The sequence below is a fragment of the Pseudomonas entomophila genome, assembly GCF_029193575.1.
Lineage (GTDB): Bacteria > Pseudomonadota > Gammaproteobacteria > Pseudomonadales > Pseudomonadaceae > Aquipseudomonas > Aquipseudomonas entomophila_G.
This window is the reverse complement of record NZ_JARGCS010000037.1, coordinates 37,239-58,446: the sequence shown is the minus strand read 5'-3', so window position 1 is coordinate 58,446 and position 21,208 is coordinate 37,239. Positions and strand designations below refer to the sequence as shown.

Here is a 21,208-nt window from a genome sequence, read left to right as displayed (position 1 = left end):
TTTCGCTCAAGGGGGTGTAACGCCCTGTTGGCGGTTGGGGCTGCGGTGCGGCCCCGGCCCCACCACCACCTCCTGGAGCCGCACATGAACAACCCCTGGCGTCACGCCCTGGCCCTGCTCACCGGCCTGCTACTGAGTTTCACCACCCTCGCCGCCGACACCCCACCGGCCGTGCGCATCGCCATCGTCGCCTTCACCCAGGGCGGCGCGCCGGTGTTCGGCGGCATCCCTGGGCGGGTGATCGAAGAAGGCTGGCTCGAACAGCAACTGGCCCAGCGCGGCGTCAAGCTGCAATGGGTCGCCCTGCCCCACGCCGGCGCCGGCCCGCAGATCAACGAAGGTTTCAGCAACGACAGCCTGGACTTCGCCGTGCGCGGCGACCTGCCCTCGGTGATCGCCGGCGCGGGCGGCGTGCCGGGCAAGCTGATCGTGCCCGGCGGCAGCGGCAGCAACATCTACCTGGTGGTGCCTGCGGGCTCACCCGTGCGCAGCCTCCAGGACCTCAAGGGCAAGCGCCTGGCTCTGCACCGTGGCCGGCCGTGGGAGTTCGCCTTCAGCAACTACCTGCATAGCCAGAGCCTGACCCTGGACGACTTCAAGATTGCCAACCTCAACCCGCAGGTCGGCGCCGCGGCGGTCTCGGCCGGCAAGGTCGACGCGGCAGTGCTGCTCAACGAAGCCTATGCCCTCGAAGACAAGGGCGTGGCGCGCATCCTCTGGTCGACCAAGCAGGGCGCCGACGACTGGCGCCTGGTCTCCGACCTGTGGAGCACCGATCGCTTCGCCCAGCAGCATCCGGACCTCACCCAACTGGTGGCCACCGCCTGGGTCAAGGCCGCCTGGTGGATTTCCCAGGAGCAGAACCGCGACGCCTACTACGCCCTGTCCTCGCGCGCCGGCATCGCCGAGAGCGTGCTGCGCCGCGACGACCAGGACGACCCGGTGGCCTGGAAGGCACGCTGGGCCCCGAAGAGCGATGCCCAACTCCGCGCCCACTACCAGGCCCTGGCCCAGTACGCCCTGGACAACCGCCTGATCCGCGCGCCCTACGACATCCGCCAGGACCTCGCCACCCAGTTCACCCGCCAGGCCCTGCAAGACCTGCAGCTGACCGGCTACTGGCCGACCCTCGGCCAGCCGCTCAGCCAACAACCCTGAACCCCCTTCGAGAGAACCGTCCATGAAACTGCCCGCTACCCTCGTCTTCGGCCTCAGCGCCCTGGCCTTGTCCATCGGCGTGATGGCCGCCGAGACCTTCGCGCCCAAGCCCGACCCGCAGCAAGGCGACGGCCGCGTCTCGGCCTTCTACACCTGGAGCCAGGCGATACCCGCCACGCCCGGCAAGCTGCTGCGCAGCGAGCCGCTGGACAAGGCCCTGAGCCTGCCCAACGCCGCCAGCGCCCAGCGCATCCTCTACACCTCCCTCGACGGCATCGACGGCAAGACCCCGATCGTGGTCTCCGGCGCGCTGTTCATCCCCAAGGGCAAGGCGCCCGCCGGCGGTTGGCCGGTGGCGAGCTGGGGTCACGGCACCGTGGGCATCGCCGACATTTGCGCGCCGTCCTGGGCCGGGCGCTCATACCGTGACGTGCAATACCTCAACCGCTGGCTCGACGAAGGCTTCGCCATCGTCGCCACCGACTACCAGGGCCTGGGCGTGCCCGGCGGCCACCCACTGCTGAACAACCGCATGGCCGCCTACGGCATCCTCGACGCCGCGCGCGCCGTGGTGCAGGGCGTGCCGAACCTGGCCGACAAGGTACTGATCATCGGCCAGTCCCAGGGCGGTGCCGGGGCCTTCGCCGCAGGCGCCTACGCCGCCACCTACGCACCGGAGCTGGGCGTGAAGGGCAGCATCGGCACGGGGGTGATCTACACCGTCGGCTCGAAGAACGTCGGCGAGCAAGACCAGGACAAGGTCGACCCAGCCCTGGCCTACGGTTTCTACACCCTGCTCGCCGCGCAGCAGTACGACCCCAGCATCGACCCACGCGACCACTACACCGACAAGGCCCTGCCCCTGTTCGAACAGGCCCGCAGCAGTTGCCTGTCGTCGTTGGTCAGCGATGTGGTCGGCGCCGGCCTGACCACCGCCAACGCCAAGAAGCCCTACCAGGGCGACCAACTCAAGCCATGGCTGGCGCAGGTGTCCTACCCGACCCTGAAGCTGGCCGAGCCGATCTTCATCGGCACCGGCGCCGAGGACCAGACGCCCACCGCCGCCAGCCAGGCCAAGCTGATGCAGGACGCCTGCAACGCCGGCTCCGTGGTCGAAGGCCACCTGTACAAGGGCCTGGGCCACAGCGAGACGGTCAACGCCTCGCTCAAGGACTCGATCCCCTTCGCCCACAAGGTGATCAACGGCCAACCCGTCACCCCGATCTGCAACCCCGTCGTTCGTTGAAGGAAGGCCCGCCATGAGCATCGAATTCTTCACCCGCCTGCCCCTGCACGGCGAAACCCAGTTCCTTCCCGGCGACAGCCGCAACCGCGGCGACTGGCACCCCGGCGGGCCGAGCACCGGCGCCGTTTCGGGCTTCGCCGTGGGCGACCACTTCACCTACATCGACTACCTCGGCCAGGTAGCCCGCGCCGCCGAGATCAACGGCTTCGGTGGCGCGCTGATGGTCAACGCGCCCAGCGGCGAAGAGCCGTGGACGGTGTGCTCGCTGCTGGCCCGCGAGACCCGCACGCTGAAATTCGTCACCGCCTTCCAGCCTTACCACTACACGCCCTGGGTCGCGGTGCAGCAGGCCGCCACCTACCAGCGCGCCACCGGCAATCGCTTGGTGTGGAACATCATCAACGGCGGCTCGGACGCCATCCAGCGCCAGGTCGGCGACTTCGAAAGCCATGACGACCGCTATGAGCGCGCCATCGAGTTCATGGACGTGGTCAAGGGCTACTGGCACAACGAAAATTTCCATTACCAGGGCAAGTACTACCGCGCCGACGGCGGCGGCCTGCGCGGCCCGCTGAAGAAGGCCGAGCTGCCGCTGATCTGCACCGCTGGCTCGTCGATCGCGGCGCGCGAGTTCGCCGCCAAGCACGCCGACTTCTACCTGATGCGCGCCGAGCACCCCGACGAGATCACCGCGCTGATCGCCGACATCCGCGAGCGTGCGCTCAAGCATGGGCGCAGCGACATCCGCTTCGGCCTGTCCATCGACGTGATCGCCCGCGACACCGAAGACGCCGCCCGCGCCGAAGCCCAGCGTTTCTTCGACGAAGGCATCGCCAAGGGCGCGGTCAAGGCCCGCGCCGCCCACGCCGGCCTGCGCACCGCGCGCAAGCTCAGCTACGAGCAGGGCTTCGCCGACAAGGGCGATACGCCGAGCATCGACGACTTCTTCATCCACCCCAACGTCTGGACCGGCTTCGGCTACATCGGCATCCCGCCAGGCTGCGCGCTGGTGGGCAGCTATGCCAACGTGGTGGCGCGCATCCGCGAGTACAACGCCATCGGCATCGAGCTGTTCTTCCTCGCCGGCTACCCGCACCTGGAAGAGGCCTACCGCCTCGGCGAGCACATCCTGCCGCACTTTCGCGGCGAGCGCGCCGCCCTCGCCCGCCTGCCGGCCAACCCCGTGCAACTGCACGCCGCCAACGGAGCCTGACGCCATGACCAGGGACGGTTACCCCTTGAGCCGGCGCCGCTTCCTCGGCCACGCTGGCGTACTGGCCGGCGGGCTGCTGGCCGGTTGCGGCCCCAGCGACACCCCCGGCGGCGCCGTGGCCGACCAGCCGCGCCACGGCGGGCGCCTGCGCCTGGGCATCATCGACGGCAACCAGAGCAGCAACCTCGACGCCCACAAGCCGATCGGCGGCGGCATCGTGCGCGGCTTCGCGCTGTACAGCAAGCTGTGGGAGTGGGACGAGCAGATGCAACCGCGCCTGGCCCTGGCCGAGTTCGCCGAGCCCAATGCCGATGCCAGCGAGTGGACCCTGCGCCTGCAACCGGGCCTGGAGTTCCACCACGGCAAGACCATCGACGCCGACGACCTGATCTTCTCCATCCGCCGCCTCACCGACCCACAGTTGGCCTCGCCCTACGCGGCGCTGCTGCACTGGGTCGACCGCGACCATTTGCAAAAGCTCGACGCGCGCACCGTGCGCCTGGGCTTCAAGGGCGGGCGCAGCTACCTGCCGCTGCCCGAGACCTGGGTGAACTTCGGCGGCATCGTGCCGGTGGACTACCACCCCGTCACCAACCCGGTGGGCGCCGGCCCCTACAAGCTCAAAAGCTTCACCCCCGGGCAACGCTCGCTGTTCACCCGCTTCGACAACTACTTCAAGCCCGGCAAACCCTACGCCGACGAGCTGGAGATCATCGACTTCAAGGACCAGACCGGGCGCCTGGCGGCCCTGCGCGCCGGGCAGATCGACATGGCCAATGTGATGTCCACCGAGCACCTGCAAGTGCTGCAGGCCGACCCGCGCCTGCAACTGCTCACGTCGGTGAGCGGCAACTGGCTGTCGTTCGACATGAACACCGCCAAGGCGCCGTTCGACGACCCACGGGTGCGCGAGGCGTTTCGCCTGCTGGCCGACCGCGAGGAACTGGTGCGCCGCGCGCTCAATGGCCAGGGCCGGGTGGCGAACGACCTGTACGCGCCGTTCGACCCGACCTTCAACAGCGCCCTCGGCCCGCGCCCGCACGACCCGCAGCGGGCGATGCAGTTGCTCAAGGAGGCGGGGCAGGAGCAACTGGAGGTGGAGCTGGTGACCACGCCGGGGCCAGGGCTGGCCTCGGCGCTGGTGCTGGCCGAGCAGGCCAAGCGCGTCGGCGTGACGCTCAAGGTGCGCCAGGTGGACCTGGCGACCTTCCAGGGCCCGCAACGCGACGACTGGACCCTGAGCACCGGTGGCAGCATCGGCGCGCCGTTCCTGGCCAGCGCCATCCACACCGACGCGCCGTTCGCGGTGGCCAACAAGACCCACTTCAAGGACGCGGAGTTCAGCGAGGTGTTCCTCGCCGCCATGGCCCAGCCGGACCTGGAAAAGCGCAAGGCGCTGGTGCACCGGGCGCAGCAGATTCAGTACCAGCGTGGCGGGATGCTGATCTGGGGCTATGCCGACCTGCTCGACAGTGTCAGCAGCCGGGTCGGCGGGGCGCAGGCGGAGCGCTCGCTGTTCAGCACCTGGCGGTTCGAGCGCCTGTGGCTCAAGTCATGAGCGTGCGCTGCCTGGGCCGGCCCTATCACTTGTAGGAGCCGGCTTGCCCCGCCATAGGGCCGGCACACTCCCCCACAAAAACCCCAAAGACAACCGCAGGCGCGGCTGCGCCCCACCCCCACTCCACCCTACCCGAACGAGGCCCATCCCATGCCCCGCGCAGCCCTGCACCCCGCATTCGCCCTGCTGGCCCTGGCCAGCACGCCCTTGCTGGCCGACGACACCGTCCTGCAAACCGTCACCGTCCAGGCCGAGCAACCCGACGACGACGCCCTGCCCACCCGCCCACCGTCGTCGATCTACGGCGGCCTTGAAGCCAAGGTGCTCGACACCCCACGCTCGGTCACCCAGGTCAACGCCGAGCAACTGGCCCGCGACCCGATCCGCAGTGCCGACGACCTGGTCAAGTACGCCCCCGGCATCACCCGCGGCGGCGGCCAGAACGCCGGCATCGCCCCGCAGATGCGCGGGCAGAACAGCGAGGTGTTCCAGGACGGGCAGCGCGCCTACGGCGTGCGCCACCCGGCCAACTTCAACGCCTACGAAGGCGCCGACATCGTCGCCGGCCCCTCCTCGGTGACCTTCGGCTCGGTCAGCGGCAGCGGTGGCTACGTCAACTACCTGAGCAAGAAGCCCGACTTCGAGCGCTTTCGCACCAAGCTCTCCGGCGAGATCGGCAGCTGGGTGCCCGACGGCGAATCGCGCGATGCCACGAAGTTCAGCATCGACCACACCGGCCCGCTCAGCGACGCCCTGGCCTACCGGGTCAGCATCACCCGCCAGCGCCAGGAGGATTTCTACGACAACGTCGAGAACAACTTCGACGCCTTCTACGGCGCCCTGGCGTTTCGCAACGACCACCTGCGGGTGGACTGGAACGCCGCCTACGACGACTACTACGACTACAACATCACCCACGGCTGGAACCGCGCCACCCAGGACCTGGTCGACCACGGCAAGTACTACGCCGGCCGCGCCACACCGATCATCCAGAACGGCAACGCCCTGTGGTCGCCGGTGCTCAGCTCCGGCGCCAGCGACGCCCAGGTGCTCGGCTGGGTGCAGCGCCAGCGCAACGCCCAGGGCCAGTACGCGGTGGTCAACGGCAGCTTCCAGGCCGCCTCGCCCAACACCCAGGCCAGCCCCGGCAGCCTGCGCGGCTGGGTCTACGACCCGAGCCTGGCCGGCAACGGCCTGACCTCGCTGTCGTCGCAAACCGGCCAGCGCGCCGAAGACCAGAACCGCTCGCGGCGCTTCACCACCCAGCTGCGCGTGGAGGGCGAGCTGACCCCGGCGATCACCCTGGCCAACAGCACCTTCTACCAGCACTCCACCGACAGCACCGACGCGGTCGGCGCCTTCCAGGTGCAGGGCAAGGACGACATCTTCGACAACCGCTTCGAGTTCCGCGCCCGTGGCCAGTGGCAGCTGGGCAGCCTGCATATCGTTGACGACAGCAACAGCGGGTTGATCTACCGCCGCGAGGCCAACCAGTCGATCGCCGCCAACAACAGCTTCGGCTCGACCATCAACGCCTACGACCTGACCCTCGACCCGTCGCTGAAGAACCCCGGCGACCTGCTGGGCCTGGCCAACCGCAACCCCGCCGGTGGCAACGGCGCGTGGATCGGCCAGCCCGGCGTGGCGCAATTCTCCAACTACTACGGCTGGCTCGCCCTGCCGGCCATGTACCCGGCCGGGCACGGCCTGTACGCCGAATCGGTGGCGCCCTACACCGCCGACAGTACCTGGACCACCAAGACCCTGTTCAGCCAGCACAACCTGCGCTTCGGCGAGCGCGTGGGCCTGAACGTCGGCGCCAGCCGCAGCTGGATCGACGCACGCATCGAGAACCCCTTCGTGCTCAACGGCGGCAACCCGCGCCAGGACAGCGACAACTACCGGCTGTTCTCGGTGCAGGTCAGCCCCTACGTCAAGCCCACCGACAACAGCACCCTGTACTACACCTTCGACCGCTCGCTGGCGGTCAACACCGGCTTCTTCACCAACGGCCTGGGCTGGGGCAGCGGCGCCGGCGCCAACCAGCTCAACCCGCTGGCGTTCCAGAGCCTGAGCGTGCTGCACGAGGTGGGGCTGAAAGTCGAGGCGCTGCCTGAGCAGTTGTTCTTCACCCTGGCCGGCTACCGCCAGGCCCGTGACCAGGCACCGGACAGCAACAACAATATCGCCCGCCTGATCGTCCGCGGCCTGGAAGCGACCGTGCGCTACCAGGACGCGCACTGGCGCGGCGGCCTGAACCTCAGCCGCATCAGCGCCTACAACGAATTCACCAGCCAGGCCGGCTTCGCCTCGGCCGGGTTCATCCCCGACAACGGCACGGTATTCGGCGACAACAACAGCCTCAACCAGCGGCCTTCCGGGCGCTACGACGCGGTGCAGATCCCCGAGTACAACGCGGGCGGGTATGTCGACTACCGCTTCGACTCGGGCTTTGGCGTCGAGCTGTCCGGCTGGTGGACCAGCAGTTGGTACCTGAACCTGAGCAAGACCGTGAAGGTGCCCGACGCATACAACCTCGACCTGGCCCTGTACTACCGCCAGCCGCAGTGGGGCGCGACCCTGCGCGTGCTCAACGTCACCGACGAGCTGAATTTCGTCAGCGGCCTGGCCGGCTCGACCAACACCTTCCTGCAACCCATGCCCGGGCGCACCGTGCTGGCGCAGGTGGACTACCAGTTCTGACCCCCACCCTCAGCGAAAGGCCTTTGCCAATGCCCATTGAATTCGTCGGTATGATCTTCCCCCGCCAGTGGTCCGAGACCCGTGGCGTGCGCACGCCGGATTTCGACCTGCCGTTCATCCGCCATCACGCCCGCGCCCACGAGCACGCCGGTTTCGACCGGGTGCTGATCGCCAGCGCCCCCGGCAGCGCCGACAGCCTGCAGATCGCCGCCTACGCCGCCGCGCACACCGAGCGCCTGGGCTTCATGATCGCCCACCGCCCGGGCCTTACCGCGCCCACCGTGGCGGCACGAGCCTTCGCCACCCTCGACCACACCACCGGCGGCGGGCGCATCCGCCTGCATGCCATCACCGGCATCACCGCCGAACCGCAGGAAGGCGACACGCTGCTGGACAAGACCGCGCGCTACCAACGCGCCGACGAATACCTGGAGATCGTCCGGCGCACCTGGACGGCGGAGGAGCCGTTCGATTTCGAGGGGCGCTATTTCACGGTGAAAGGCGCGTTCTCGCCGGTCAAGCCGGTGCAACAGCCGCACATTCCGATCTCCTTCGGCGGCTCGTCGGACATCGCCTACCAGATCGCGGTCAAGCACGCCGACCTGTATGCCCTGTGGGGCGAGCCGTTGAGCGGCGTGGCCGAGCAGATCGGCAAGCTCAAGGCCGCCGCCGGCGCGGCAGGTGTGGCAGCGCCTCGGGTGAGCCTGTCGGTGCGCTTGATCCTCGGGGCCACCGAGGCGCTGGCCTGGCAGCGCGCCGAGGAGATCCTCGCGCAGATCAAGGCCAACCCACAGTTCGCCGCCGGCAGCCCGTGGCAGAAGCGCCTCAAGGGCACGGGGTCGGAGCGCCTGCTGGCCGCCGCCGCCCGGGGCGACCGCCACGACCGCGCGCTGTGGATGCCCACTGCCACGGCGGTGGGCGCCTACGGCGACACCACCGCGCTGGTGGGCACGCCGGAGACGGTGGCGCAAGCGTTGCTGGATTATGTCGACCTGGGGGTGACCACCTTCCTCAACCGCGGGTATGACCCGTTGTACGACACGGTGGATTACGGGCGCTGGGTGATCCCGGCGGTGCGCGAGGAGGTGCGGCGGCGCCAGGCGCGGTTTGCGGGGTGATACCGCCGGCCCTATCGCGGGGCAAGCCCGCTCCTACAGGTACAGCGCCGTTCTCAGAATCAGCGGTGAACCTGTAGGAGCGGGCTTGCCCCGCGATAGGGCCAGTGGCAGCAACTTATTCCCCGAAGGTGCGCTAAATCGACAAGATGTCTGACACGAGGCCGTCAGATCTTCTTCTTTTGCTGTAATTCATTTCCCAAACACTTATTTATGGCCTCTCAGTCATTGCCGGCATATGAGTCGAACTATAGCCTCTCTTCCCTTCGCTCATTACCACAAGCCGAAGCCGAACGTCTCGCTATCGAAGCCGCAGCAAAAGCCGAAGCTGAGCGCCTGGCCAATACCTACCCCGTCATGGGATCGCTCGCGCTAGCAGGGCCCACTGTCATCACGGCATCCGGGAGCGTGGTATCCGCGGCCACTCAATTGGCGGTACGCGCTTCCATTGGTTCGGCAATCGGCGGCCTGGCAGCACTGGCCAGCAGTGTGGCGGCGGGTCTTTTCGTCGGTGTTTCCGCACTGCTCTACTCATCCAGGCTGGGCAATGGCGAACTGCCCCAGCGCTACGCCTTGCAAACGCCGCTTTCGGATCTGGCATCCAATCGACAAGACGATTTGCATGCGATCGCCGCGCGCGGGGGTAGTGCCGAGCTGCCTTATCGCATCAGCTCCAGAACCGACGCCGAGGGGCATTCGGAAATTCTGGTGATACCGACCGATGGCCAGGCGATCCCGGCGGATGTGCGCGTGCTGGCGGCAACCTACGATGCGCAACGCAAGCTCTACAGCGCCACAACCGCCGATACACCGCCTCGCACATTGACCTGGACGCCTATCGTCAACCCGAGCGATCCCTCGACCACCCTGCCAACGGAGCAACCCGAACCACCGGTCTATGACGGGGCCTCCATCACGCCAATGGACGGCAGGATAGATGCCTTCCCCGAAGCGGCCGATGCGAGTTTCGATGACTACATCATCGTATTCCCGGTGGATTCCGGGATGCTGCCGATCTATACGATGTTCAGGGACCGGCGGGAGGAGCCTGGAACAGTTACAGGGCAGGGAACAACTATTGAAAGTGCTTGGGCACCTGCCGCATCACAAGGCGAGGGAGCAACCATTCCAAGTCAAATTGCCGACAAATTAAGAGGTCAATCATTTTCTAACTGGAGAGGGTTCAGAAGCAGCCTTTGGAAGGCAGTTGCCAGCGAGCAGTCACTCGCCACTCAATTCAATGCCGGTAATCTTGCAAAAATGAAACTAGGACAAGCGCCATTCGTCCCACGATCAGAACGCGTTGGCGCTCGCAGTGTGTATGAGCTTCATCACAGAAAGCCTATTTCTCTAGGCGGAGATGTTTATGATGTAGACAACATCACGCTAACCCCCCAAGACTGCACATTGAAATCCACCGGAGAAAGCAACAATGAAAATCCAATTATCCGATTACACGGAAACAGAGTTTCTGGCGTTTGTCAGAAAAACCTATTATGCAAACTTCCCCTCCGAAGCCGAGCAAATCGAAGCGGTACTTGAATTTGAACGACTCACCGAGCACCCCTCAGGCTCTGACCTTCTATATTATCCCGAGCCAGGAAAGGACGGCCCGGAATTCATAGTGGCAGAGGTGAAGGCCTGGCGCGCGGCCAATGGTAAACCAGGCTTCAAAGCCGGCTGATATCAATCTCAAAGACCTGCATGACCATTGGCCATTTGGTCGTCCATACCGGCCCTATCGCGGGCCCCGCGATAGGGTCCATCGCGACAAGGGAGAAGAAATTGAAAACATCTATTAGCGACTTCACTCAGGCGGAGTTCCTTGAGTTCGCGATCAAGATCTACACCGCCGACTATCCGACTGACCAAGAGCACATTAATGCAGTGGCGGCATTCGAGCGAATTTCTGAGCACCCGGCAAAATCTGACTTATTTGCCTATCCCGAACCAGGAAAAGACGGCCCGGAATTCATAGTGGCAGAGGTGAAGGCCTGGCGCGCGGCCAATGGTAAACCAGGTTTCAAAGCCGGCTGATATCAATCTCAAAGACCTGCATGATCATTGGCCATTTGGTCGTCCATACCGGCCCGCGATGGGGCCGGCACATCATATGGCCAATGCCACACACCGCCGCGCGAGCACCTCGGTCGGGTCGACCAACGCCACCCTCCCCCCGCCAATCGCCACATCCTCGCCCTGCGCCAGAATCAACGGCAACTCGGTACACCCCAGGATCAACACCCCCGCCCCCTGCTCCACCAACTGCGCCGCCGCCATCAACAGGTCCTCCTTGCACAGCCCCTCGGTAAACCCCGCCTTGACCCCACGCTCGCCATAGATCGCCCGCATCACCCGCGCCTGCGCCGCCTCGTCGGGCACCAGCAACACCAGCCCGGCACGCTGCGCGGCCTCGTGGTAGACACCACTGGCGATGGTCCCCGAGGTGGCCAGCAACCCCACCTTCGGCGCCACGCCATAGCGGCGCACGATGAACTCGACCGTCTCGCTCAGCATGTTGACGATCGGCACCTCCAGGTGCTCCTGGATCCGCTCCACATACGCATGCGCGGTATTGCACGGTATGGCGATGGCCATCGCGCCCTCGCACGCCAGGCGCTTGCAGGTCGCGTACAGCGCCACCGTCGGGTCGGCCTGGCGGTGCAGCAGGTTGGCGGTGCGGTCGGGGATCTGCGGGTTGTGCTCGACCACCATCTTGATGTGCTCCTGGTCGCGCCCCGCAGGGGTGTTCTTCACCACCTTGCCCATGAAATCCACGGTCGCCGCCGGGCCGACGCCGCCGACGATGCCCAGCTTGAACGCCGGCGCGGTAGCGCGAGCCTCCAGGGCGCCGGCGTAGTCGGCATACACCTGGTTGGCATCCACGCAGCGCAGGCCGCGACGTTGCAGGTCGGCCGCCACCAGCGACAGTTCGGTCATGCCCGGCAGCAGCAGGGTCGCGCCCTGGCGGTCGAGGTCCAGGCACACCTCGTGCAACAGCTCCAGCGCCACGCCGTCCAGTTGCCCGGCCTTCAAACCCGCCGCGCCGTACACCGCCTGCATCAGCGACGCCTGCTGCGGCGCCGAGGGGTACAGCAGCTCGAACTCAGCGCCGAAGCAGCGCTCGAACAGCCCCGCGCCACGCACGTAATCCGACGCCAGCACGCCCAGGCGCGCGCCGGGCTCGACCCGCTGGCGCACATGGGCCTGGAGCGCCGCCATCAAGTCGAGCACCGGGATGTCCAGCTCGCCGCGCAGTTCGTCGAGGAAGGTCTGGCTGGCGAAGCACGGCACCAATAACGCGTCGGCGCCGCGGGCGGCGTGGCGCTGGCAGGCCTGGAACACGTACAGCTTGCGCGAGGTCATGCTGGCCTCGGCAGCCAAGGGCAGCGCCAGGTCCTTGAACGGGTGCTGCTCGAACAACAGGTGGTAGCGGCCCTGGTCGGCCAGCAACGCTTCGCTCTTGAGCAGCTTCAGGAACAGGTCGCCGCCGGCCAGGGCGCCAAGGCCACCGACGATGCCCAGGGTGCGGGAGGTTTTCATGGGCGCTCTCATCAGGCGGCCTGCGCCGCTGCTTGCGGTTGGGGGGCGTGGCGGTCTTCGAGCTTGGCGATCACCGCCGTGGCGATGCTGTTACCGACCACGTTGGTGGCGGTGCGGCCCATGTCGAGGAACTGGTCGATGGCCAGGATCAACAGCAGCCCCGCCTCAGGCAGGTGGAACATCGGCAGCGTGGCCGCGACCACCACCACCGAGGCCCGCGCCACCCCGGCCATGCCCTTGCTGGTGACCATCAGCGTCAGCAGGATCAACAACTGCTGGGTGAAGCTCAGGTCGATGCCGTAGGCCTGGGCGATGAACAGGATGGCGAAGGCCTGGTACATCATCGAGCCGTCGAGGTTGAACGAGTAACCCAGTGGCAGGACGAAACTCGACACACGCTTGGGCGCGCCGAATTTCTCCAGCGCATCGATGGTCTTGGGGTAGGCCGACTCGCTGCTGGCGGTGGAGAACGCCAGCAGCACCGGCTCGCGGATCAGCTTGCCGAGGGTGAACACCGGGCGCCCGAGGAAGGCGTAGCCAACCGCGAACAGCGCCAGCCACAGCAGCAGGATGCCGACGTAGAACTGGCCGATCAGCTTGCCGTAGTCCAACAGCAGGCCGATGCCCTGGGTGGTGACGGCGGCGGCCAGCGCGGCGAACACACCGACCGGGGCGAACAGCATCACGTAGTCGGTGATGCGGAACATCACCTTGGCCAGCTCGTCCACCAACTGCCCGATGCGCGTGTTGCCTTGCTGGCGCACGTAGGCCAGGGCCAGGCCGAAGAACAGCGAGAACACCACGATCTGCAGGATCTCGTTGTTGGCCATGGCCTCGGCGATGCTGCGCGGGAACACGTGGCTGATGAAGGTCTTGAGGCTGAAGTCGCCGGCACTGACCGGCACCGCGCTGGCGGCCTGGGCCTGGGGCACGCTCAGGTGCAGGTCGGCGCCCGGCTGGAACACGTTGACCAAGAGCATGCCCAGGGCCAGGGAGAACACCGAGGCGCTGACGAACCAGGTCATCGAACGCAGGCCGATACGCCCCACCGAGGCCGAGCTGCCCAGGCTGCTGATGCCGGCCACCAGGGTGGCGAACACCAGGGGGGCGATGATCATCTTGATCATGCGCAGGAAGATGTCGGTGACCAGGCTGAAGTAGCCAGCGATGTCCTTGGCTGCCTGGGCTGAACCGGCGTAGCTGTTGCACAGCCAGCCGACGAGGATGCCGAGGACGATCGCCACGGCAATGTAACGGGGTAGTTTCTTGTTGTTCATGGCGACCTCTGCCTGTCGTGCGCCACCTCTGAAGTGGGGGCGGGGGACAGGCTACGACGGCTGGCATCGACAGCTGATGAGGATGCGCCATAGTTCTATGCGTAATCGTCATGGTTATTGCCCCAGTGCCAGGCATGATATCGCCGCGGCCGCTGCGCGGCCCTTTCGCGGCGCAAGGCCGCTCCCACAAGGACCGCGCACCTGTCCCAGAACCTGCCCCCTTTGCCGAGCCACGCACATGCAAACCAAATGGATCGACGACCTACTGGCGATCGCCCAGACCAAGAACTTCTCCCGCGCCGCCGAGCTGCGTTGCATCACCCAGTCGGCGCTGTCGCGGCGCATCCGCTCGCTGGAGGACTGGGTGGGGGTCGAGCTGGTCGACCGCGGCACCTACCCGGTGCAACTGACCAAGGCCGGGCAGACCTTCTGCGACGAGGGCCGCGAGGCGCTGTCGGTGTTCCTCGAACTGCGCTCGGCGCTGCGCCGCGGCGAGCGCATGCCGGGGCGGTCGATCCAGGTAGTGGCCGGGCACACCCTGTCGATGACCTTCCTGCCCAAATGGTTCGCCCAGTTCCAGCGGCGCAACGGCTACTTCAACGCGCGGGTGCTGGCGGCCAACGTGCAGGAGGCGGTGATCGCCCTGGCCGAGGGCGGCTGCGACCTGATGATCGGCTACAGCCACCCGCGCGCGCCGATCGTGCTCGACCCGGACAAGTTCGTCGGCCTGCGCCTGGGCAGCGATGCGTTCTTCCCGGTGTCGGCGCCGGATGCCGAGGGCAAGCCGCTGTTCGCCCTGCCGGGCACGCCGGAAACGCCGATTCCGTACCTGGCATACACCGCCACCTCCTTCCTCGGGCGAGTGGTGGATGTGGTGTTGCAGGGGCAGCCAGGGCAGGCGCACCTGAAGCGCTTCTACGAGGCGGACATGGCCATGCACCTGATGCGCATGGCGCGCGAGGGGTATGGGATCACCTGGTTGCCGGAGTCGGCGGTCGAGGAAGAACTGGCGGCCGGGCGACTGGTGCGCGCCGGGGGAGCGCAGTGGAGCGCGGAGCTGGAGATCTGGTCGTTCCGCTCGGTGGGCAATGGCAACCAGACGATGCTGGAGTTGTGGAAGTCGTTGGAGCGGGATGTGGTTTAGCGATGGGTCAGTGACGCCCCTATCGCGGGTGTAGCCCCCCACAGGTTAACCACTGACCCTAAGCACTGCGGGGTACCTGGAGCGGGCTTGCCCGCGATAGGGCCAGCAAAGACACCGCCGACTTCTTTGCTTGCAGAGCAAAACTGATTGTCCCCAAACCCGCTTTTTCCCCCACGGCCACCTGCCCAGAATCCGCACCATCCCTGAACAACCTGGTGCTCCCCATGCCACTTGCCCTGCTCGCCCTGACCCTGAGTGCCTTCGCCATCGGCACCACGGAATTCGTCATCGTCGGCCTGATCCCGACCATCGCCAACGACCTCTCGGTCACCCTGCCCTCCGCCGGCCTGCTGGTCAGCCTGTACGCCCTGAGCGTGGCCATCGGCGCCCCGCTGCTCACCGCCATGACCGGGCGCATCCCGCGCAAGCTGCTGCTGGTCGGGCTGATGGCGCTGTTCACCGCCGGTAACCTGGTGGCCTGGCAGGCGCCCAGCTACGAATCGCTGATCGTCGCGCGCATCCTCACGGGCCTGGCCCACGGGGTGTTCTTCTCGGTCGGCTCGATCATCGCCACCAACCTGGTGAGCAAGGAAAAGGCCGCCAGCGCCATCGCCACCATGTTCAGCGGCATGACCGTGGCGTTCGTCACCGGCATCCCGCTGGGTACCTTCATCGGCCAGCACTTCGGCTGGCGCACGACCTTCCTGGTGGTCGCCGCCTTCGGCCTCATCGCCCTGCTCGGCGCCCTGCTGTTCGTGCCCAAGGGCATCCAGCACAGCGCGCCGGCGCCGCTGCTGCGCCAACTGCGGGTGATGCTGCAACCGCGCCTGCTGCTGGTGTACGCCATGACCGCCGTGGGTTATGGCGGCTCGCTGATCGCCTTCACCTTCCTCGCGCCGATCCTGCAGGACATCGCCGGCTTCGGCCCGAACAGCGTCGCCCTGGTGCTGCTGGCCTACGGCGTGTCGGTGGCACTGGGCAACGTCTGGGGCGGCCGCCTGGCCGACCGCAAGGGCCCGGTCAGCGCGCTGTCGACCATCTTCCTGGCCCTGGCCGTGGTGCTGATGGTGCTGACCTTCACCGCGCCGCACCCGGTGCTGGTGGTGCTCACCGTGCTGGCCTGGGGCGCCGTGGCCTTCGGCAACGTGCCGGGGCTGCAGGTGTACGTGGTGCAGCAGGCCGAACAGGTGGCGCCGGACGCCGTCGACGTGGCCGCAGGCTTCAACATCGCCGCCTTCAACCTGGGCGTGGCCGGTGGCTCCTGGGCCGGCGCGCAGGTGGTGCAGCACCTGGGCCTGGGCCACACGCCGTGGATCGCCGCGCTGGTCACCCTCGGCGCCCTGGCCCTGACCGTCTACAGCGGCCGCCTCGACCGCCGCGCCGCCAGCACGCCGGCCACCGCCATCAACTGACCCTTCACCCTCGACGCTTTGGAGACACCGCATGAACCGCGACCCGCTGTTCCAACCGCTGCAACTGGGTGGCCTGAACCTGCCCAACCGTATCCTCATGCCGCCGATGACCCGCTCGCGCGCCGCACAACCGGGCGACGTGCCCACCGCGCTGATGGCCGAGTACTACGCCCAGCGCGCCAGCGCCGGGCTGATCGTCAGCGAAGGCACCTGGATCACGCCGATGGGCAAGGGCTATGCCCGCACCCCTGGCCTCCACACCGCCGAGCAGATCGAGGGCTGGCGCCTGGTCACCGACGCTGTGCACGCCGCCGGCGGGCGCATCTTCGCCCAGCTCTGGCACGTCGGCCGGCTCAGCCACAGCAGCCTGCTCGGCGGCCAGCCGCCAGTGTCGTCCACGGCGCGCCAGGCTGAAGGGGTCAACGTGTTCATCGACAACCCCGACGGCACCCCCGGCTTCGTCCAGGCGTCCACGCCGCGCGCGCTGGCCGAGGATGAAATCGCCGGTATCGTCGAGCAGTACCGCCAGGCCGCACGCAACGCCATGACCGCCGGCTTCGACGGGGTCGAGCTGCACGCCGCCAACGGCTACCTGGTCAACCAGTTCCTCGACTCCGAGGCCAACGACCGCAGCGACCGCTACGGCGGTTCGCTGGACAACCGCCTGCGCTTTCTCGACGAAGTCGCCCGCGCCCTGGTCGACGGCACGGGCGAGCGCGCCCGCGTCGGCGTGCGCCTGGCACCGCTGACCACCCTCAACGGCTGTGTCGACGCCGACCCGGTCACCACCTACACCGCCGCCGCCAAGCGCCTGGGCGAAATCGGCATCGGCTACCTGCACATCGCCGAGGCCGACTGGGACGACGCCCCGGACATGCCGCTGAGCTTCAAGCAGCAGCTGCGCGCGGTGTTCCCGGGGGTGATGGTGTACGCCGGCAAGTACACCGGCGAGCGCGCCCGCCAGGCCGTGGCCGAAGGCTGGGCCGACCTGATCGGCTTCGGCCGGCCCTTCGTCGCCAACCCGGACCTGCCGCAGCGCCTGCGCCTCGACGCGCCCTTGGCCGAGCACGTGCGCGAAACGCTGTTCGGCGGTGGCGCCCAAGGCCTGGTCGACTACCCGACCCTGGCCTGACCCCACCTGGCCGCGGTGGCTGCTGCTCCCCCAGCATCCACTGCTGCCGCGCTGCTGCTCCAGCAGCAACCGCTCCCCGCGCCGCCTCGCCAAGCCCCGCCCCACGGGCTCCGCACCCGCCATGGCACAGCCGTTGCACCACCCCGGTCATTCGCGCATTCCTTACCAGGAGCCCCCATGACCACCGAATTCTTCTGGCGCCTGCCGTTGGGCACCGACGGCCCGCAGCTGTCGACCGACCGCCACAACCGTGGCAACCCGCAGCACCGCCCCGGCCACATCGCCCCCGGCCGCCTGCCCAATGGCGAGGCCGACGGCTTCACCTACATCGACTACATCGCCCAGGTGGCCAAGGCCGCCGAACTCGCCGGCTTCGAGGGCGCGCTACTGCCCACCGGCCCCGAGCCGTGGATCGCCGCCGCGGCGCTGGCCCGCGAGACCCGGCGCATCCGCTTCCTGATCGCCTTCCAGGCCACCTGGACCCTGCCCGCCTATGCCGCGCAACAGGCGGCGATCCTGCAGAACCTCAGCGGCGGGCGCCTGGACTGGAACATCATCACCGGTGGCAACCCGGCCAGCCAGCGGGCCAACGGCGACTTCCTCGAACACGACCTGCGCTATAAGCGCACGAGCGAGTTCCTCGACGTGATCCAAGGCCTGTGGAGCCACGACACATTCTCCTACGACGGCGACATCTACCGCCTGGAACACGGCAGCCTGCCACCGGGCCTGGCCCACGAGCGCAAGCCCGGCGTGTACTTCTCCGGCTTCTCCGACGCCGCACTGGAAGTGGCCGCACGCCACGCCGACGTGTACCTGAACTGGGCCGAGCCGATCGACAAACTCAAGCCGCACCTGGAGCGGGTGCGCGAGCTGGCCGACAAGCAAGGGCGCACGGTGCGCTTCGGCCTGCGCGTGGACCTGTTCGCCCGCGAGACCGAAGAGCAGGCCTGGCGCGAGCTGCGCCAGCAATTCGAACGCCTGGAGGGCCAGGCCAGCGCCACCGCCAAGGGCTTCATCAGCGGTTCCGACTCGGTCGGTGGCGCGCGCCAGGCGGCCTACCACCAGCACCTGCAAGGCTTCGACGAGCTGATCCTGGCGCGCAACCTGTGGGCCGGCTTCGCCAAGGCCAAGCCCGGCCCGACCGTGGGCCTGGTGGGCAGCCACCAGCACATCGCCGAACGCCTGGCCGAATACCGCGACGCCGGCTTCTCCACCTTCATCCTGGCCGCCAACCCGCACCTCGAAGAGGCCCTGCGCATCGGCCAGGAAGTGCTGCCGCTGCTGCAGCAACCCTCCGTCACTCACTTGAAGGCCAGCGCCTGAGCGCGGCCGGGAAGCCCATCATGAGCCAACCCCTCGATACTCTCTGGTACACCCGCTGCCCGGTGCCCACCGGGCTCGGCATCGCCGTGCAACAAGGCTGGCTGCAAGCCGACCTCGCCGCCCTTGGCACCGGCGTGCGCTCGCTGCGCGAAGCCGATGAACAGGCGGTGCGCGAGTCGCACTTCGACCACACCCTGCGCAACTCGGTGCGTCACGGCGGCAGCATCCCGGCCATCTGGGCCCGCGCCCAGGGCCGCGAGACGCGGGTGATCGGCCTGTCCTGGGCGGATGAGGCGCAACTGATCCTGACCCGCCCAGACAGCGGCATCCGCAGCGTCAAGGACCTCGCCGGGCGGCGCTTCGGCCTGCCCGACTGGGCCTCTGCGCAGATCGACTTCACCCGCGCCCAGGCCCTGCGCGGCCTGGAAAACGCCCTGAAGCTCGAAGGCCTGCAAGTCGGCGACGTGCAGTTGGTGAACTACCGCTACGCCGGCACGTTCAGCGACCGCCCGGTGCGCGAAGTAGACGGCACGCCGGTGTCCGCGCCGCAGAGCGAGGGCCGCAACCTGGAGCTGACCGGGCTGCTGCGCGGCGAGGTGGACGCGATCTTCCTCAAGGGCGCCAGCGCCGCGCAACTGGCCCATGCCTTTGGCCTGCACACGGTGATCGACACCGGCAGCCACCCCGACCCGCTGATCCGCAGCAACAACGGCACCCCACGCACCCTGGCGGTGGACGCCCACCTGCTGGCCCAGCACCCACAGGTGGCCGAGACCGTGCTCGCCGCCGTGCTGCGCGCCGAGCAGTGGGCGCACCAGCACCCCGACGAAACCCGCCGCTACCTGGCCCGCGAGACCAACAGCAGCGAGTACTGGGTCAGCGTCGCCTACGGCAACGACGCCCACTTGCGCCTGCGTACCGGCCTGGACGAACAGGCCCTGGCCGCGTTGCAGGACTTCGTGCACTTCCTCAAGCGCTGGCGCTTCATCCCCGCCAGTTTCGCCGTCAGCGACTGGATCGACCGGCGCCCGCTGGACGCCCTGCAGGCTGGCACCCCTTCCATGGAAAGGACTTCGATCGCCCTATGAGCAAGCCCCTGGAAACCCTCTGGTACACCCACAGCCCGGTGCCCACCGGGCTCGGCATCGCCGTGCAGTCCGGGCGCCTGGCCCAGGCCTTCCAGCCGTTCGGCACGAACATCCAGTCGTTGCGCGAATCCAGCGAACGCGAAGTGCGCGAGGCCCACTACGACCACCACCTGCAAAACTCGGTGCGCCACGGCGGCAGCATCCCGGCCCTGTGGGCCTACGCCAGCGGCGTCGACACGCGGGTGCTGGGGCTGTCGTGGATCGACGAGGTGCAGTTGATCCTCACCACCGAGGAAAGCGGCGTGCGCACCATCCGCGACCTGAAGAACCGCCGCTTCGGCCTGCCCAAGTGGGCCAACGTGCAGATCGACTTCACCCGCGCCCAGGCCCTGCGCGGCCTGGAGAATGCGCTGAAGCTGGAGGGCCTGGCGGTGGCCGACGTGGAGCTGGTCGACTACCCCTACGGCGGCACCTACAGCGACGACCCCAAGCACCACCTCTACGGCTCGGCGGTGAGCCTGGGCACCAGCCGCTTCAGCCGGCGCAACAACGAGCTGATCGGCCTGCTGCGCGGCGACATCGACGCGATCTTCCTAAAGGGCGCGCACGCGGTGAGCCTGGCCCACGAGTTCGGCCTGCGCGTGGTGGTCGATACCGGCAGCCACCCGGACCCGCTGATCCGTAGCAACAACGGCACGCCGCGCACCCTGACCGTGGACAGCCACCTGCTGCGCGAGCATTTCGAGGCCAGCGTGACCCTGGTCGACACCGTGCTGCGCACCGAGCAATGGGCCTGGGCCAACCCCGAGGAAACCCGGCGCTTCCTGGCCCGCGAGCTGAACACCAGCGAGTACTGGGTGGCGACGGCCTATGGCGAGGATGCGCACCGACGGCTGCGTACCACGCTGGATAACCGCTCGATCGAGGCGTTGCAGGACTTCACCGAGTTTCTGCACCGCTGGGGGTTCATTGCGCGCCGCTTCGAGGTGCGTGAGTGGATCGATTTCAGTGTGCTGGAGAAGGTGATCGGGTCGACCTCGCGGGTGGCGGTCTGATCTCGCATTCCCAGTGGCTGTGCCGGCCCTATCGCGGGGCAAGCCCGCGATAGGCGCTAAATGCCCCACCCAACTGCTGCCCCACCAACATCCCCTGCCCTCATTGCTGCCCCAGCAGCACCACACAAACAACCCCTTGCTGCCCCGCCCGCAACCTCGCCGAAAAGCCTCCGAAAAAACTCGAAAAACCAATAAAAAACAATACTTTATAGATGCTGGCACAGTCCCTGCTCTAACC

At 67.5% G+C, this 21,208-nt stretch carries 17 protein-coding genes; 15 read left to right on the top strand and 2 right to left on the bottom strand.

Annotated features, from left to right (window positions below; translation table 11 throughout):
• The first annotated feature begins 84 nt into the window (after positions 1 to 84).
• The 9 genes from P0Y43_RS18680 (at position 85) to P0Y43_RS18640 (ending at position 11,030) form a co-directional block, all read left to right on the top strand.
• Positions 85 to 1,158, top strand: coding sequence for an ABC transporter substrate-binding protein (locus P0Y43_RS18680; protein WP_275638736.1), 1,074 nt, complete (start codon positions 85 to 87; stop codon positions 1,156 to 1,158).
• A gap of 22 nt (positions 1,159 to 1,180) precedes the next feature.
• Positions 1,181 to 2,404, top strand: coding sequence for a lipase family protein (locus tag P0Y43_RS18675; RefSeq protein ID WP_275638735.1), 1,224 nt, complete (start codon positions 1,181 to 1,183; stop codon positions 2,402 to 2,404).
• 13 nt (positions 2,405 to 2,417) lie between these two features.
• Complete coding sequence (locus P0Y43_RS18670) at positions 2,418 to 3,617, top strand: LLM class flavin-dependent oxidoreductase (RefSeq protein ID WP_275638734.1); 1,200 nt, start codon at positions 2,418 to 2,420, stop codon at positions 3,615 to 3,617.
• 4 nt (positions 3,618 to 3,621) lie between these two features.
• Positions 3,622 to 5,175 carry an ABC transporter substrate-binding protein gene (locus P0Y43_RS18665; protein ID WP_275638733.1) on the top strand — a complete coding sequence of 518 codons (1,554 nt, stop codon included), beginning with the start codon at positions 3,622 to 3,624 and terminating at the stop codon, positions 5,173 to 5,175.
• A gap of 150 nt (positions 5,176 to 5,325) precedes the next feature.
• Positions 5,326 to 7,878 (top strand): TonB-dependent receptor, encoded by a 2,553-nt coding sequence (locus P0Y43_RS18660; protein WP_275638732.1) that lies wholly within the window; start codon positions 5,326 to 5,328, stop codon positions 7,876 to 7,878.
• 29 nt (positions 7,879 to 7,907) lie between these two features.
• Complete coding sequence (locus P0Y43_RS18655; RefSeq protein WP_275638731.1) at positions 7,908 to 8,996, top strand: LLM class flavin-dependent oxidoreductase; 1,089 nt, start codon at positions 7,908 to 7,910, stop codon at positions 8,994 to 8,996.
• A 225-nt stretch (positions 8,997 to 9,221) separates the two neighbouring features.
• Complete coding sequence (locus P0Y43_RS18650; RefSeq protein ID WP_275638730.1) at positions 9,222 to 10,535, top strand: S-type pyocin domain-containing protein; 1,314 nt, start codon at positions 9,222 to 9,224, stop codon at positions 10,533 to 10,535.
• Positions 10,426 to 10,677, top strand: coding sequence for a bacteriocin immunity protein (locus tag P0Y43_RS18645; RefSeq protein WP_275638729.1), 252 nt, complete (start codon positions 10,426 to 10,428; stop codon positions 10,675 to 10,677). Before P0Y43_RS18650 ends, P0Y43_RS18645 begins: the two co-directional genes overlap by 110 nt.
• A gap of 20 nt (positions 10,678 to 10,697) precedes the next feature.
• Complete coding sequence (locus P0Y43_RS18640) at positions 10,698 to 11,030, top strand: bacteriocin immunity protein (protein ID WP_345774570.1); 333 nt, start codon at positions 10,698 to 10,700, stop codon at positions 11,028 to 11,030.
• Positions 11,031 to 11,102: 72 nt separating this feature from the next.
• On the opposite strand, the gene P0Y43_RS18635 is transcribed toward P0Y43_RS18640, so the two are convergent.
• Both P0Y43_RS18635 and P0Y43_RS18630 read right to left on the bottom strand, forming a co-directional pair.
• On the bottom strand, positions 11,103 to 12,536 hold the full coding sequence (locus P0Y43_RS18635; RefSeq protein WP_275638728.1) for an amino acid racemase: 1,434 nt from the start codon (positions 12,534 to 12,536) through the stop codon (positions 11,103 to 11,105).
• Positions 12,537 to 12,547: 11 nt separating this feature from the next.
• Entirely contained in the window at positions 12,548 to 13,813 is a 1,266-nt protein-coding gene (locus P0Y43_RS18630; RefSeq protein WP_275638727.1) for a dicarboxylate/amino acid:cation symporter, read from the bottom strand.
• 238 nt (positions 13,814 to 14,051) lie between these two features.
• Between P0Y43_RS18630 and P0Y43_RS18625 the strand changes: the two genes are divergently transcribed.
• The 6 genes from P0Y43_RS18625 (at position 14,052) to P0Y43_RS18600 (ending at position 20,970) form a co-directional block, all read left to right on the top strand.
• The gene (locus P0Y43_RS18625; RefSeq protein WP_275638726.1) at positions 14,052 to 14,957 is read left to right on the top strand and encodes a LysR substrate-binding domain-containing protein; all 906 of its coding nucleotides are present in this window, start codon (positions 14,052 to 14,054) and stop codon (positions 14,955 to 14,957) included.
• A gap of 224 nt (positions 14,958 to 15,181) precedes the next feature.
• Complete coding sequence (locus P0Y43_RS18620; RefSeq protein WP_275638725.1) at positions 15,182 to 16,369, top strand: MFS transporter; 1,188 nt, start codon at positions 15,182 to 15,184, stop codon at positions 16,367 to 16,369.
• A gap of 31 nt (positions 16,370 to 16,400) precedes the next feature.
• Complete coding sequence (locus P0Y43_RS18615; RefSeq protein WP_275638724.1) at positions 16,401 to 17,501, top strand: alkene reductase; 1,101 nt, start codon at positions 16,401 to 16,403, stop codon at positions 17,499 to 17,501.
• A 177-nt stretch (positions 17,502 to 17,678) separates the two neighbouring features.
• The gene (locus P0Y43_RS18610; RefSeq protein WP_275638723.1) at positions 17,679 to 18,827 is read left to right on the top strand and encodes an LLM class flavin-dependent oxidoreductase; all 1,149 of its coding nucleotides are present in this window, start codon (positions 17,679 to 17,681) and stop codon (positions 18,825 to 18,827) included.
• Between the two features lie 20 nt (positions 18,828 to 18,847).
• The gene (locus P0Y43_RS18605) at positions 18,848 to 19,915 is read left to right on the top strand and encodes an ABC transporter substrate-binding protein (protein WP_275638722.1); all 1,068 of its coding nucleotides are present in this window, start codon (positions 18,848 to 18,850) and stop codon (positions 19,913 to 19,915) included.
• The gene (locus tag P0Y43_RS18600) at positions 19,912 to 20,970 is read left to right on the top strand and encodes an ABC transporter substrate-binding protein (RefSeq protein ID WP_275638721.1); all 1,059 of its coding nucleotides are present in this window, start codon (positions 19,912 to 19,914) and stop codon (positions 20,968 to 20,970) included. Before P0Y43_RS18605 ends, P0Y43_RS18600 begins: the two co-directional genes overlap by 4 nt.
• Positions 20,971 to 21,208: the final 238 nt, after the last annotated feature.